The 13,945-nt window shown below is 70.3% G+C and carries 10 protein-coding genes and 1 pseudogene; 3 read left to right on the top strand and 8 right to left on the bottom strand.

The features are described 5' to 3' along the window. Positions 1 to 47 precede the first annotated feature (47 nt). From F1599_RS10055 to F1599_RS10045, 3 genes and pseudogenes are all read right to left on the bottom strand, one after another. A complete protein-coding gene (locus tag F1599_RS10055) occupies positions 48 to 1,214 on the bottom strand; it encodes a CMD domain-containing protein (protein ID WP_150082954.1) in 1,167 nt (388 codons plus the stop codon). A gap of 161 nt (positions 1,215 to 1,375) precedes the next feature. Continuing rightward, positions 1,376 to 2,869, bottom strand: coding sequence for an NAD(P)-binding domain-containing protein (locus F1599_RS10050; RefSeq protein WP_150082953.1), 1,494 nt, complete (start codon positions 2,867 to 2,869; stop codon positions 1,376 to 1,378). A gap of 300 nt (positions 2,870 to 3,169) precedes the next feature. Further along, a pseudogene (locus tag F1599_RS10045) lies at positions 3,170 to 4,051 on the bottom strand (LysR family transcriptional regulator); the annotation flags it as partial. 387 nt (positions 4,052 to 4,438) lie between these two features. On the opposite strand from F1599_RS10045, the gene F1599_RS10040 reads away from it, so the two are divergent. Continuing rightward, a complete protein-coding gene (locus tag F1599_RS10040) occupies positions 4,439 to 6,031 on the top strand; it encodes a glycine betaine ABC transporter substrate-binding protein (RefSeq protein WP_190286339.1) in 1,593 nt (530 codons plus the stop codon). On the opposite strand, the gene F1599_RS10035 is transcribed toward F1599_RS10040, so the two are convergent. Then, positions 6,022 to 7,113: a porin gene (locus F1599_RS10035; protein ID WP_150082950.1), complete on the bottom strand. Its 1,092-nt coding sequence runs from the start codon at positions 7,111 to 7,113 to the stop codon at positions 6,022 to 6,024. The two genes, F1599_RS10040 and F1599_RS10035, sit on opposite strands and share 10 nt — an antisense overlap. Positions 7,114 to 7,747: 634 nt before the next feature. On the opposite strand from F1599_RS10035, the gene F1599_RS10030 reads away from it, so the two are divergent. Then, positions 7,748 to 8,671 carry a LysR substrate-binding domain-containing protein gene (locus tag F1599_RS10030; protein WP_190286336.1) on the top strand — a complete coding sequence of 308 codons (924 nt, stop codon included), beginning with the start codon at positions 7,748 to 7,750 and terminating at the stop codon, positions 8,669 to 8,671. On the opposite strand, the gene F1599_RS10025 is transcribed toward F1599_RS10030, so the two are convergent. Further along, positions 8,647 to 9,969 carry an NAD(P)/FAD-dependent oxidoreductase gene (locus tag F1599_RS10025; RefSeq protein ID WP_187829235.1) on the bottom strand — a complete coding sequence of 441 codons (1,323 nt, stop codon included), beginning with the start codon at positions 9,967 to 9,969 and terminating at the stop codon, positions 8,647 to 8,649. The genes F1599_RS10030 and F1599_RS10025 overlap by 25 nt on opposite strands. A 224-nt stretch (positions 9,970 to 10,193) precedes the next feature. On the opposite strand from F1599_RS10025, the gene F1599_RS10020 reads away from it, so the two are divergent. Then, complete coding sequence (locus F1599_RS10020; protein WP_150082948.1) at positions 10,194 to 11,195, top strand: tripartite tricarboxylate transporter substrate-binding protein; 1,002 nt, start codon at positions 10,194 to 10,196, stop codon at positions 11,193 to 11,195. Between the two features lie 80 nt (positions 11,196 to 11,275). Here the strand turns inward: F1599_RS10020 and metC are convergent, their stop codons facing one another. From metC to F1599_RS10005, 3 genes are all read right to left on the bottom strand, one after another. Beyond that, positions 11,276 to 12,460, bottom strand: coding sequence for a cystathionine beta-lyase (gene metC, locus F1599_RS10015; protein ID WP_150082947.1), 1,185 nt, complete (start codon positions 12,458 to 12,460; stop codon positions 11,276 to 11,278). Positions 12,461 to 12,482: 22 nt separating this feature from the next. Further along, entirely contained in the window at positions 12,483 to 13,463 is a 981-nt protein-coding gene (locus F1599_RS10010) for a Bug family tripartite tricarboxylate transporter substrate binding protein (protein WP_395895383.1), read from the bottom strand. Between the two features lie 49 nt (positions 13,464 to 13,512). Continuing rightward, positions 13,513 to 13,945, bottom strand: a 433-nt coding sequence (locus F1599_RS10005; RefSeq protein ID WP_263364034.1) for a rhodanese-like domain-containing protein, incomplete at its 5' end; no start/stop codon positions are given.

Genomic DNA, 13,945 nt, shown 5'->3' with positions numbered 1-13,945 from the left:
TGCGGGAGAGGGGCTGGGGGAGAGGGCAACCCCGCTCCAATCCGCGCTTACGCCTGCGCCACCACCGGCTCGCCCAGATTGAGCATCAACCGGTTCGCCCACGCGAAGATCGCGATGGCGTGAATGCCGTCGAGGATCTCGGCGTCGTTCAGTCCCGCCTCGCGCAGCGCTGCCAGCGAGGCGGCGCCAATGCGGTCCGGGTGCTCGGTCAGCGCCACCGAGAAGCGTGCGATGGCCTGTTCGCGTGCAGTGGTGCCCGCCGTGCGCGGATTGTCGAAGACCTGCGCGATCGCGTCGTTGCGCTTGGCCAGTTGTTCGAAGCGTTGCGCATGCACCGACGCGCAGTAAACGCAGCCATTGATGCACGACACCACGGTGCTAGCCAGTTCCCGCTCGGCGCGCGCCATGCCGCCGGGCGCGTACATGATCGCGTTGAAGGCCGCCGAACGCTGGCGCAGGATTTCCGGCTGGTGCACCAGGAACAGGTAGTAGTCCGACACCTTGGCCTTCGGGTGGCTTTCCTCCAGCACCGCGATCTGCTCCGGCGTCGCGCGATCGACCGGCACCACGTCGAGCCACGCCTTCCAGTCCAGCACTTCGTTGGTGAAGCCGTTGATGCGGATCGTGTCGCCGGGCCTGGTGGTGGCCGCCGCGGGCGGCGCCACATCGCTCGGCAGCGCCTCGCCCTGGGCCGCGCCGCTCAATGCGCGCAGGCCCGCCACCAGCCGCGCCTGGTACGACAGGAAGGCGATCAGCTGCGCCAGTGTCACGACTTCGGGCGTCGACAGGCCGGCCGCCGGCAGGCTCAGCAGCGCGGCGCGGTCGCCTTCGACGGGCTTTTCGATCAGCTTGCGCGTGAACGTCAGCATCGCGCGCAGCCGCGCATCGGCGACGGCCTCGAGGCGGGTGCCATCGACCGCCGCCACGGTCTCCGCATCGGCGCCGGCCGCCTGCAGGCGATCGAGATAATGCGCGGCCAGTTCGGCCGACGGCGTCAGCCGCGACGCGTACAGCGCGACCGCGAGGCGTTCGGTCAGCGTCAGGCCGGGCAGGGCCGGATCGAACATCGTGCGATAGCTGCCTTCGGTGGCGACGGCGACCTTGTCGCGCTGATGGCGCAGTACATGCGTGGCGCTGCCGGCGGCAAGACCGGCGAGGCGGTCGATCAGGTCGAGTTCGGCGGTGGCGTTGGCTTGGGTGGACGAAGCAGTCATGGTGTCGGGGTGGAAAAGTCAGCGGTCAGGTAACTGGTCAGATGAGCGATCAGATGCGCGATCAGATGGGCGATCAGCGGAGCAGGGCGGCACGCACAGGCTCATTGGCCGATTCATCGGTCCATGCATTGGGCCTTTCAGTGGCCCATTCATCGGCCCATTCATCGGCCGGGCTGCGCAGGCGGCGGCGCCGGCGTCCATTCGTCGCCATACAGCTCCGGCTCGGCATAGGCCTGCAGCGCGGCGAAATGCGTCTCGACGTCTTCCTGGTACAGCAGCGCGGCGATGCCCTGGCCCAGCCGGCGCGCGCCGTCGCTGATCGCCGGGATATCGCCGGAGATCGTGCCGTGCGACAGCGCGGCCGGATAGCAGAAGCAATGCACGCGCGACAGGCCGGGGCAGGCGCCGGGCGTCTTCTCCTGGAACTCGAACACCGGGCCGAGGTCGGGCGAATCGCTCAGTTCCTGATCGTCCTGGCCGGCGGGCGGCTGGAAGCGGTCGCGCCACAGGCGTATCTGCGGCGCGATGACGGAGAACTCCGGACGCGCACCGAAATCGACGCGGAACCCCGTCGACAGCAGCAGGAAGTCGAGCTCGAACAGTCCCTTGGCGGTGTGCACATGCAGCGTGTCGCCGCTGACGTCGCTGCGGACGTCGCTGTGGACCTCAATTCGCTCGATCGGGCAGCCGACATGGAAGCGCGCATTGTCGTGGCGCGAGACGCGCAGCGTGCTGCCGCGCGGCGGCGGCACCTGTTCGCTGTTGATGTAATGGCGCAGCCGCCATTTCCACTGGTCGGGCAGCCCGTAGTGGCCGTGCGTCAGGCCGGGATTGCCCGAGCCCTTGCTCTTGTTGATGCGCGGAATCTCGGCGCGGCGGATCAGCAGGTCGACGCTGGCCGCGCCCGCCTCCAGCGCGGTGGCGGCGCTGTCCATCGCCGATGCGCCGGCGCCGACCACGCCGACGCGCTTGCCGCGCAGCACGCGGTAATCCATCGGATCGGACGAGTGCGCCCACAGATGGCGCGGCAGGTCCTGCGCGAAGGCCGGCAGCAGTGCGCCGCCCAGGCCGTCGCGCCCGGTGGCCAGCACCACGCGCCGCGCCATCACGCGCAGCGGACCGGCGGGCGTCGTCATGCGCAGCTCGACCAGGCCGTCGGCGCGCGGCACCACGGTGTCGACGGTGTGCTCGTTGGCGACGTCCAGATCGAGCACCTGCCGGTACCAGCGCAGATAGTCCATCCATTGCAGGCGCGGAATCTTGTCGAGCGCGTCCCAGGCCGCCGTGCCGAACTGCGCCTCGTACCAGGCGCGGAAGGTCAGGGCCGGCAGGCCCAGCGCCGGGCCGGTCAGCTGCTTGGGCGAGCGCAGGGTCTCCATGCGCGCGGTGGTCGCCCACGGCCCTTCGAAACCGGCCGGCGCGCGGTCGAAGATGCGGGCCTGGATGCCCAGATGCTTCAGCGTCGCGCTGGCCGCGAGGCCGGCCATGCCGCCGCCGATGATGGCGACGTCGAGCACCGGCGCGCCGTCGAACTGGCGCGGCGGTACCCAGGGCTTGGCGGGCAGGTCGAGCCAGGCGAGGTCCTGGCGCAGGCGGGCTTCCAGCGCGGGCAGGCCGCTGGGAGCGGGGGAGAGGGTGGATTCGGTGGTGGACATCTGGGACATCTCAGGCGGACATCAATCGTTCTGTCGGGATGGAGCGCGCCGGGCCAACTGGTCTGCCTGGGCCGCCTGGGCAGATCGGGTGGGTTCAGCCGCGCGGGCGGATGGGGCCGGCTGGGTTGGCTGCTGGTGTCTACGCGCGCCGGTGCGGGCGGACTCGCGCGCGGTGGCGTCGGCAGTGCGGTCACCGGAGCCGCCGCTGTCGTTGCTGCCCGCGTCGCGGCCGGGGTTGCTTCCCGTTTCGTACTGCGCCACCAGGCCGTCGCCCTCGCGGGCGTCGCGCCGGACGAAGCCCGGCAGCAGCCGCGCCGCGGCCAGCGCCAGTTGTTCGGTCAGGCTCTGCACCGCCGGCGTCGGCGGCCGTCCCTGCGGCGTGATGACGCAGAAATGGAAGGGGATCGGCACGTCGATCGGCCGCACGGCCACGCCGTCGACCGGCATGCCATACGCCGTGACGGGCTCGAGCACGGCAAGCCCGAGGCCGGCGCGCACCAGCGCCAGCGCGTTCAGCGAGGTATTGGTATCGATCCGGCGCGGCACAGCAATGCCGGCGTCCTGCAGCGCCCGGTCCACCAGCTGGCGCAGCCGGTAGGGGTTCTGCATCGTCACCAGCGCGCGTTCGGCGCAGGCGGCCAGCGGCACGGTATCGGCCGCCGCGAGCGGATCGTCGGCGGCCAATGCCGCCACGCATTGCACCTCGCCGATCCAGTGCACCGCCACGCCGCGATGCTCGAGCGGCAGGCTGGTGACGCCGACTTCGGCGGCACCCGTCAGCACCGCGTGGACGACCTTCTCGGGCGAGGCGCTGTGCAGATGGATCTGCGCCGGCAGCGCCGGATCGGCGGCAAGCGCGGCGGGCACCAGACCCGCGGCCAGCGCCGGGGTCGCCACCACATCGAGCGAACGGCTGCCCTCGCGGCCGATTACCGCGGCGCTGGCGCGGATCTGCTGCATGCCCAGCAGCACCGGCTCGACCTCCTCGTACAGCAGGAAGCCGCGCTCGGTCGGGCTGACGCGCGGGCCGCTGCGGGCGAACAGCGCGAAGCCCAGTTCGCTCTCCAGCTCCTGGATCGAGCGCGTGATCGCCGGCTGCGAGCGGCCCAGCAGGCGCCCGGCGGCGGTCACGCTGCCGGTCGACATCACTGCGGCGAAGGCTTCGAGCTGGCGGATTTCCATGGTTCCGGGCGGCAATCTGGCTGACGCGGCACGCATGGCCCTGACTCAAGGCACGCAGCGCACTATGCGTATATCGCATTCTTGCGCGCTTATGATGCCGAATGCAAATACTATTTCGGCATACGCTTCTGCGGCCCGGCGCCGCTGCCGGGCTGGCCGGCGGGCGCGTCCCGGCGGCGGGTCGCTATCATGGGCCGGTCGAGTGCCTGGAGAGACGGGATGAGGCAATCATGCGGCCGGGCGTCCGGCACGCTGCGGAGACCGCTGTTGGGGCGGCTGTTGAAGCCGTCGCGGGGATCGCTCTTGGGACCGCTGCGGGGACCACTTTTGAAGCCCCTGCGGCGACCGCTGTCGGGCCTGCTGGCCGTGCTGTCCCTGTTCTTCGGCATGCCGCCTGCAGGCTGGGCGCAGGGCGATCCGTCCGCCGCGCCCAGCGCCAATGCCACCCTGAAGATCGGCTCGAAGCGTTTCACCGAGTCCTATGTCCTCGGCGAAATCCTGACCCAGACCGCGGCGACGGCCGGTCCCGCCCGCCATCTGGCCGGGCTCGGCAATACCGCGATCGTGTTCGCCGCGCTGCGCGCCGGCAGCATCGACCTGTACCCTGACTACACCGGCACCGTGGCGGCCGAGCTGCTGAAGCTGCCGGCCACCGCGACGCTGGCGCAGATCAATGCGGCCCTCGCGCCGCTGGGGCTGGGCGCGGCGGTGCCGTTCGGCTTCCAGAACACCTATGCGATCGCGGTGCGCGGCGAGGGCGCCACGGGCGGCATGGCAGGCGCGGGCGACAAGAGCGCCCACGCCGCTGCGGCGGGCGGTGAGGCCGGCTCCGGTCGCATGGGCGGCAAAAGCGCCCAGGCCTCCGCCGCGCCCGCCAGCCTGCGCACGCTGTCCGACCTGGCCCAGGCACCGGCACTGCGGCTCGGCCTGTCGCACGAATTCCTCGGCCGCGCCGACGGCTGGCCCATGCTGGCCAGCCGCTACGGCCTGCCGCAGCAGCCGGTCGGGCTGGACCACGGCATCGCCTACGAAGCGTTGGCGGCCGGACAGGTCGATGCGATCGACATCTATTCCACCGACGCCAAGATCCGCGCCTATCGGCTGCGCGTGCTCGACGACGACCGCCGTGTGTTTCCGCGCTACGACGCCATCGTGCTGTACCGGCTGGACGTGCCGCGGCGCCATCCCGCCGCATGGCGTGCGATCGCCGGGCTGGAAGGCCGCATCGACGGCGAGCGGATGATCGCGATGAACGCGCAGGCCGAACTCGACGGCGCCAGCTTCGCCTCGGTGGCGCGGGGTTTTCTGCAGGGCGATGGCACGGCGGCGGACAAGCGGGCAGGGCTGCTCGGCGCCTTGCTGGGGCCGGACACCTGGCGGCTGACCCGCCAGCATCTGGCGCTGGTGGCCGGCGCGGTCGGTGCCGCGGTGGTGGTCGGTGTGCCGCTGGGCGTGGTTGCCGCGCGCCGCCGGCGGCTGGGGCAGGTGGTGCTGGCCATCGCCGGCATGCTGCAGACGGTGCCGTCGCTCGCGCTGCTGGCGGGGCTGATTCCGCTGCTCGGCCGCATCGGGCTGTGGCCCGCGATGGTCGCGCTGTTTCTCTACGCCTTGCTGCCGATCGTGCGCAATACCTGCACGGGGCTGCAGCAGGTGCCGGCCGGGCTGTCGGACGCGGGCCGCGCGCTGGGGCTGACCGCGCGCCAGCGCCTGCGCCATGTGGAACTGCCGCTGGCGCTGCCGGTGATTCTGGCGGGCATCAAGACCGCGGTCGTGATCAGCGTCGGCACGGCGACCGTGGCGGCCTTCGTCGGCGCCGGCGGCTATGGCGAGCGCATCGCCACGGGCCTTGCGCTCAACGACGACACGCTGCTGCTGGCCGGAGCGATTCCCTCGGCGCTGCTCGCGCTGCTGGCGCAGGGCATCTTCGAGGGCATCGAGCGCTGGCTGCTGTTCCGCGGCCAGCGCAACGCTCAGAAGTGATGACGCATGCCGACCATCACGCCGACGCGCGTGGTGCTGTCGACATCGAGCGCGGGCGTGCCGGCCCAGTACTCGGTCTCGCGCCCGACCGCGCCACCGCGCGCTCGCGCGGCATCGGCCTCGACATAGACGTGGGTGCGCCTGGACAGCGCGTAGTCGGCCACCACCGCGACACTGTCGGCATTGCCGCTGCCCAGCGGCACCGGCACGTCCTGGAACTGCGTGGCCACGTTGCCGTTCTGCCAGTAGCGGTAGTAGGCGCCCGACAGATGCAGCGCCGGCGTCAGCTGATAGCCGAGCCCCGCGAAGGCAATGGCGTAGCGCGCATCGCTGGCCGATTCCCGCCGGCCCATATGGCCGACGAAGGCCTTGGCCTTGCCGAACGCATACGAGCCGCCGACCGTGTAGTTGCGCACCGTGCCGCTGCCATCGTCGTTCTTGCGCTGGTCGTAGGCGACGCCGAACGCCACCGGTCCCTGCTGGTACAGCGCGCCGCCGCCCAGCGTGGTGCCGCGGACCATGCTGCCGGGCTGCTCGCCGGCGCCGTAGTCCAGTTGCACGGTCAGCGGGCCCATCGTGCGCTGGTACACCACGCTGTTGTTGATCCGGTAGTCCTGGATGAAGATGTCGCCGCCCAGGTACAGCGGGTCCGACCAGAAGTTGCCCCAGCCCTGGTCGAGCGGATTGAAGGCCCAGCCGATATTGTTCAGCGCGTTGTACTGGCGCCCGAAGGTCAGGCTGCCCCAGTCGCCCTTCAGGCCGACATAGGCCTGCCGGCCGAACAGCGCGTTGTAGCCCAGGCGGCCGTCGTCGCTGCCGACGCCCGCTTCGAGCTGGAAGATCGCGTGATTGCCGCCGCCGAGGTCTTCATCGCCCTTGATGCCGAAGCGGCTGCCGACCATGCCGCCGGAGACCAGCGCAAGCTGGTCGTTGCGATGGCCGTCGAGGTTCGAGGTGTAGCGCACCGCCGAACTGACGATGCCGTACAGCGTGACGCCGGGCTCCGCATGCGCGGTGCCGGACAGGGCGGCGACGGGCAACAGCCCGGCCGCCAGCAGCCAGGGGCTGGCTGTCTTCTTCATGGATTGTCCTCCGAGGTCGGACCCGTCCGACGCGCACGGCGCCGGCGGACCCGTCAGGCCGATGGCCTGCGGTACCAGTCCCGCGCGGGCACGCGGGTCGTCATCGGGACGTGCGCGGTGGCGCGTGTCCCGGGCGAAGGTCGAGATGGGCGACGTTGCCTTGCTGGCGGCGAATGCCGGCAGTGGAGCCGGGCAAGCCTGTGCGATGCCGGACGGTCCGGCGCCGCGGGAGTGGGCCCGAGGGCCTTGTGGCTGGGTTCGCCGGCGCCCACCTCGCGCGTCGTTCCGGCTCGTGCAGGGCGGACGGTGAAGGCGTGTTCCGGGTCGTCCCCGGTACGGCGAACGGGCGGTAGTTTACCTGCTTTGCCGAGCCGGCCCGAAAAACGCGGTCCTGGGGACCGCGTGACGGGCGCCATTGGCCGGCGAAAACTGTCCTGGCGAACGCCCTCGCGGCATCGCTGAAATGTGATGTTTAAATAATTTTTGTGAAAGTGGGCTAAATTTAATCGGTAAACAGCTTCGATTAAACGCCGAGGAGCGCGAGTGACAGCCCGATCGCAGCTCTCCGCGCCGTTCTGCGATGTGCCTCCACCCGGCCGAAGGCAGCAGGCCACCGGCCATTCCCGGTACCGTCATGCGAAGAAAACTCAGTTTCCGCCATATCGAAACGGTCCACGCGATCATCCTGACCGGTTCGGTGACGGGCGCGGCCACCCGCCTGCATGTGACGCAGCCCGCGATCAGCAACGTGTTGCGCGACGCCGAGGAGCGCCTTGGCTTCCTGCTGTTCGATCGCCGCGGCGGGCGGCTGGTGCCGACGCCCGGTGCGGACATGCTGTTCGAGGAAATCGAGAAGTCCTTCATCGGTCTCGATGCCATCAACGCCTTCTGCCAGCGCATCGAGCAAGACCAGCGCCAGCGGATTTCGATCGCGTGCACGCCGGCCTTTGGCGCGACCGTGCTGCCTCGGCTCGCCGCCACCTATGCGCGGCAGTATCCCGATATCTTTTTTTCGGTGCATTCCCGCGTCGCGCACCATGTGGCCGCCTTGATCGGCTCGCGCAAGGCGGACATCGGCTTCGCGCTGGAGGTGCCGGATATTCCGGGCGTCGACAGCGAACTGCTGGCCGAGCTGCCGATGCTCTGCTACCTGCCGCCTGGCCATCGTCTCGCACGCCAGGCGGTGGTGGAGCCGAGCCAGTTGCTCGATGAGCCGATGATCTCGCTGTCCCGGATCGAGGGCATCGAGGACGTGGTGGAGCGGCTGTTCGAACCCTGCGGCGCCATGCCGGTACCGGTTGCCGAATGTCCCGCGGCCATCTCGGCGTGCGGCATGGTGGCCGAGGGCCTGGGCTTCATGCTGTTCGATGGCCTGCCGGCGCAGCTGTTCGGGGCATCCCGCCTGAGCGTGCTGCCGCTGTCGTCGTCGCGCCGGCTGTCGTACCGCGCCTACTGGCTGAAATCGCGGACGCAGGAGCTGCAGCCGCGCGCGCTGATCGAACTGGCCCGCGACATCCTGCTGCGGATGGGAACTCAGGAAAAGCGCGAGAGCCGGTAGGGCGACGGGTCGAGCGCGCACGGCACGCCGGCCACGCGCGCGGCCATCAGCCGGCCGGTCATCGGCGCGCCCGTCAAGCCGGTGTGGCCGTGGCCGCAGGCGAGATACAGGCCCGGATGCGCCGGCAGCTCGTCGATGATCGGCACGCTGTCCGGCGTGGAAGGACGCAGGCCAAGCCAGACGCTCGCGCCTCGCGTATCGATGCCCGGGAACAAGCGGCGCGCGGCGGCCAGGATCGCCTCGGTGCGGCGCTCGTCCGGCGGATGGCGCAGCCCGGCGATCTCGACGGTGCCGGCGAAGCGCAGGCCGCCTTCCATCGGCGTGACGGCGACCGCCTGATCCTTGTAGATGAAGGGCACCGGCACTGCCACGCCGGGGTTTGGCAATTGCACGTGATAGCCCCGTTCGGCCTCCAGCGGCAGGCGCACGCCCAGCGGATCGAGCAATTCCCCGGAGAAGGCGCCGGCCGCCACCACCACACGGTCGGCACGGTCGTCTCCCTGATGGGTCCACAAGCGGAAGCCGCCGTCGTGGCAAGGCTGCAGCCGCTGCACGCGGCGCAGGCGGATCTTGCCGCCTTCGCGCTCGAACTGGCTTGCCAGCGCCTGCGTCAGCCGCTGCGGATCGATCGCGTGCGCATGCCGCGGAAAGCGGATGCCGCCTCGGACGTGATCGGCCAGGTCCGGCATCAGGGCCTTCAGCTGGGCCGGCGTCAACGGCTCCGTGGCGACGTCCTGTTCCTGCCGCAAGCGCGCGACGAGCCGATCGGCGCGCGATGGTGGGCGCTGGGCCGACCACAGGTGCAAGTGCCCTCGAGCCTGGATCACCGCGCTGGCCGCGGCGTCGCCCAGCAGTTCGCGGTAGCCGTCCAGCGCCGGCGCATGCAATGCGCGCAGTGCGCGCGCGGCGCGCTCGACCTGCTGCGGACGGCTGGCACGCACCCATGCGCGCAACCATGGCGCGGCGGCCAGCAGCCGCGGCGGATGGATCGCCAGCGGCCCATGCCGGTCGAGCAGCCACTTCGGCAGCTGCCATACCATGCCGGGCAGCGCGATCGGAATGCAGCTGTCCACGCTGATCAGGCCCGCATTGCCGAACGACGCGCCGCCGCCGGGAGGCAAGGCGTCGTAGAGGACCACATCGCGGCCCAGGCGCCGCAACGACAGCGCGATGCACAGCCCGACGATGCCGGCGCCGACGACGGCGATCCTGGCCGAAGCGGCCGGGCGGCTGGGCGCCGATTGCGGCCGAGGCGGAACAGCGGTGGTCGAGATGGTGCAGGGCGATGACAGGGACATGGGTCGGGACGATGAGTCGGCGGAAATACGCCTCGCCATCATGCGGCACCGCCTCGCCGTCCCGCCATTTCGGATTCGTGATGGCGCATTCATAACCGTGATTCGACATTCCCGCCGGGCTTGACCATGATGACCTGGCGTCGCCGCAGGGCACGAGCACACCAGCACGCGAGAACACGACACACGACACACGAGCACACGAGACACGACAGGGGAGACCAGGCATGTCGAGCAATGCAACACGAGCGGGGCGCCGTCGCGCCATTGGCACCATTTCCGCGCTGGCCGCGGGCTGCATCCTGGGTTTGGGTTCGCCGGGACAGGCCCGTGCCGAGGCGCCGGCCCGCTTTATCGTTCCGTTTCCCGCCGGTGGCGCGGCCGACGCGATGGCGCGCGTGCTGGTCGACCGGCTGAAGGACCAACTGAAGCAGCCGGTGATCGTGGAAAACCGCCCCGGCGCCAGCACCCGGGTAGCCGCCGAAACGTTGAAGCAGGCGGCGCCCGATGGCAATACGGTGCTGATGACGCTGTTCGACACGATGGTCATCGCACCGCTGGTCTACCGCAATCTGCGGTACGACCGCGACAAGGACTTCGCGCCGATCACCGAGGTGGCTGCGCTCGACTATGGCATCGCGGTCAGCGGAAGTTCGCCTTACCGGACGCTGGCAGACTACGTCAAGGCGGCCCACGCGAATCCCGCCGCCGCCACGCTGGGCGTATCGGGACTCGGATCGGTGTTGCACTTCCTCGCCTTCGATTTCACTCGCCAGACCCGCGTCGACATGTCGATCGTGCCGTTCCAGGGCGGGCCCGCCATGGTCACCAATCTGGTGGGCAACCAGATCGGCTCGGCGATCGACGGGCTCGGCGTCTTCGTCGAGCAGCACCGCGCCGGCAAGGTGCGCGTGCTGGCCGTATCGGGCAAGCAGCGCAGCAGCCAGCTTCCCGATGTGCCGACCTTTGGCGAACAGGGTTACCCGTCGCTGCTGGCCAGTTCCGGTTATGCGCTGTACGCGCCGGCCGGTACGCCGCCCGCGCAGATCGCGCGCTGGAACACGGCCATGCGGGCCGTGCTCGCCCAGCCCGACGTGCAGGCACGCATTCGTGCGATCGGATACGAGCCGCAGCCAGGCTCGACGCCGGCACAGGTGGTCGAACGCAGGAAGCGCCTGAGCGAACATTGGACGCCCATCGTCCGGACCTCGGGGTACAAGGGGGATTGAGCGCGATTGCGGGCGACCAAGAGCGACCAAGGGCGACCAAGAGCGAGCGACGGCGGGCGGCTACGCGGCCGTCCTGCAGTTCATCGGCCCATCGCCGCCAGCCCCTGCTCGAGATCCGCGATCAGATCGCGCGGATCCTCGAGCCCGACATGCAGCCGGACGATCGGCCCGCGGCCCGACCAGTCGCCGACGCTGCGGGCGCGCTTGACGTCCGACAGCGTCGCCAGGCTTTCGTAGCCGCCCCAGGAAGCGCCGATGCCGAACAGCGTCAGGGCGTCGATGAAGCGTTCCGCGGCGGAAAGGTCGTGACTGCGCAGTTCGAACGACAGCAGGCCGTTGGTGCCGGTGCAATCGCGCTGCCACAGCGCGTGGCCCGGATCGGCGGGCAGCGCGGGGCAGAACACCGTGGCGACCTCGGGGCGCTGCGTCAGCCAGTCGGCCACCGCCAGCGCGTTGGCCTCGTGCATCGCCAGCCGCGGCGCCAGGCTGCGGATGCCGCGCAGCACCAGATAGGCATCGTCGGGGCTCACCGCGATGCCGAAGCTGTCGGCCAGCGTGGACAGCGGTTGCCAGGCGTCCTCGGTGGTCGTCACCGTACCCATCATCACGTCGGAATGCCCGGACAGGTATTTGGTCGCGGCCATGATGGAGACATCGGCGCCGAGCGCCAGCGGCCGGTATTGCAGGCCGGAGCCCCAGGTGTTGTCGGCCACCAGCAGCAGCCCGTACCGCCGCGCCAGCGCCGACAGCCGGCGCAGGTCGCACATCTCGTAGACCAGCGAGCCCGGGCATTCGGCGTACAACATGCGCGTGGCGGGCTCGATGCGGGCCTCGAGGTCGCTGCCGTCGGCGGCGTAGAAATCGACGCGGATGCCGTGATCGCGCAGGAAGGTGTCGGCCAGATGGCGCACCGGCTCGTAGACGCAGTCGGCCATCAGCACATGGTCGCCGGGTCGCAGATAGGCCAGCAGCGTCATGCCGATCGCGGCGAGCCCGGTCGGATACAGCCGCGTCCGATAGCCGCCTTCGAGCGCGCAGACCGCGTCCTCGAGCGCGAAGCTGGTCGGCGTGCCGCGCGCGCCGTAGGTGAACAGGCGTTCCTCGCCGCGCCGTGCGCGTGCCTCGCGCTGCTGCGCCACCGTGTCGAACAGCACCGTACTGCTGCGCACGACCGGAGGATTGACGGGGCGGCCGCCCGGATAGTCGAGCGCCTTGCCGGCGTGGATCAGCGTGGTCAGCGGCGAATGTTGGATGGGATCTGGCATGGCGTCAAAGCGGCATCGGCAATCAGTCGATCTTCGCGCCCGACAGCTTGACGATGCGCGACCACTTCGCGATATCGCTGTTGAGCTGCGCGGCAAAGGCCTCGGGCGTGCTGGCGACGACCTCGCTGCCGCCGTCGTGGATCAGCTTGACGACCTCGGGCGACTGCAGCACCCGCACGATCGAGGCGCGCAGGTAGGCGACGCGCTCCGGCGAGGTGCCGGCCGGCGCGAAGATCCCGTACCAGTCCTCGAAGCTGGTGTTCTTGTAGCCAAGCTCGTCGAGCGTCGGGACCTTGGCGAACACGCCCAGGCGCTTCGGGCTGGTCACCGCCAGCACGCGCATCTTGCCGCTCTGCACGAAGCCCGCGACCGACGAGGTCGAGGTAATCAGCGTCGCCACCTGGCCGCCGAGCAGATCGGTGATGGCCGGACCCGCACCCTTGTACGGCACGTGCGTCAGCGCGATCTTGTGGTCCTTGTCGAGCACCACGCCGACCAGATGCGACAGCGTGCCGTTGCCCGGCGTCGCGTAGGTCAGCTTGCCCGGCTCGGCCCTGGCCTGCGTGACCAGGTCGGCGAAGGTCTTCAGCGGCGAATCGGCGGCGACGACGATGGCCAGCGGCGCGGCGTTCAACTGCGTGATGGGCGTGAAGCTCTTGATCGGATCGAAGCCCGCCGACGAGTACAGCGTCGGATTGACGGCCATCAGCGACACCTGCGAGGTCAGCAGCGTATAGCCGTCCGGCTTGGTCTCGGCCACCAGCTTCGCGCCGATATTGCCGCCCGCGCCGCCGCGGTTGTCGACCACCGCGGGCTGGCCCGTGATGGCGGTCAGCTTGTTGGTGACGATGCGCGTGATCGCATCGTTGCCGCCGCCGGCGGGGAAGGGCGAGACGAAGCGGATCGGCTGGCTCGGATAGCCGCCGACCGGCGTCAGCGGCTGCGCGCTGGCGGTGGCGAGGGGGACCGCGGTCAGGTGCGCCGCGGCCAGCAGGCCGAGCATCGACAGGGATATGGTTCTTTTCATGGGGACTCCTCCAGGCGTGGTGGTACTACGGCAGGCGGTAGCTGCCCAGCTCGGCGTCATCGAGCTGGGAGATCAGGTTGGTTTCCCACGCCAGGTACTGGCGCGCGGCGGCCTTGTTGCCGTCGTGGCGGTCGTGCACGAAGAACAGGTAGTCGATGCAGTCGCGGTCGGCGGGCTCGTTCGGCGAGGCCGACAGCGGCAGGCCGGCGGCGGTCCAGGCGGACATGCCGCCGTCGAGCACGCGCGCCAGGCCGCGTTGCTGCGCGGGCAGCGACAGCGCGGCGGCCGCGGCGATCTGCGGCTGATCGGCGATCAGCACCAGCGGGCGGGTCTCGCCGGCCACCGCCTGCGCCAGGCGCGGGCGGATCGACCAGCGCGCACCGGGAACATGCGCCTTGCGGTAGTCCATGCTGGCGCGCAGATCGATCGCGACGGCCTCGCCGCCGTCGAGCGCGCGG

This window comes from Cupriavidus cauae, from assembly GCF_008632125.1.
In the GTDB taxonomy this organism is placed as follows: Bacteria; Pseudomonadota; Gammaproteobacteria; order Burkholderiales; family Burkholderiaceae; genus Cupriavidus; species Cupriavidus cauae.
The sequence above is the reverse complement of the archived record's forward strand: the minus strand, read 5'-3'. Positions and strand labels throughout refer to the sequence as shown.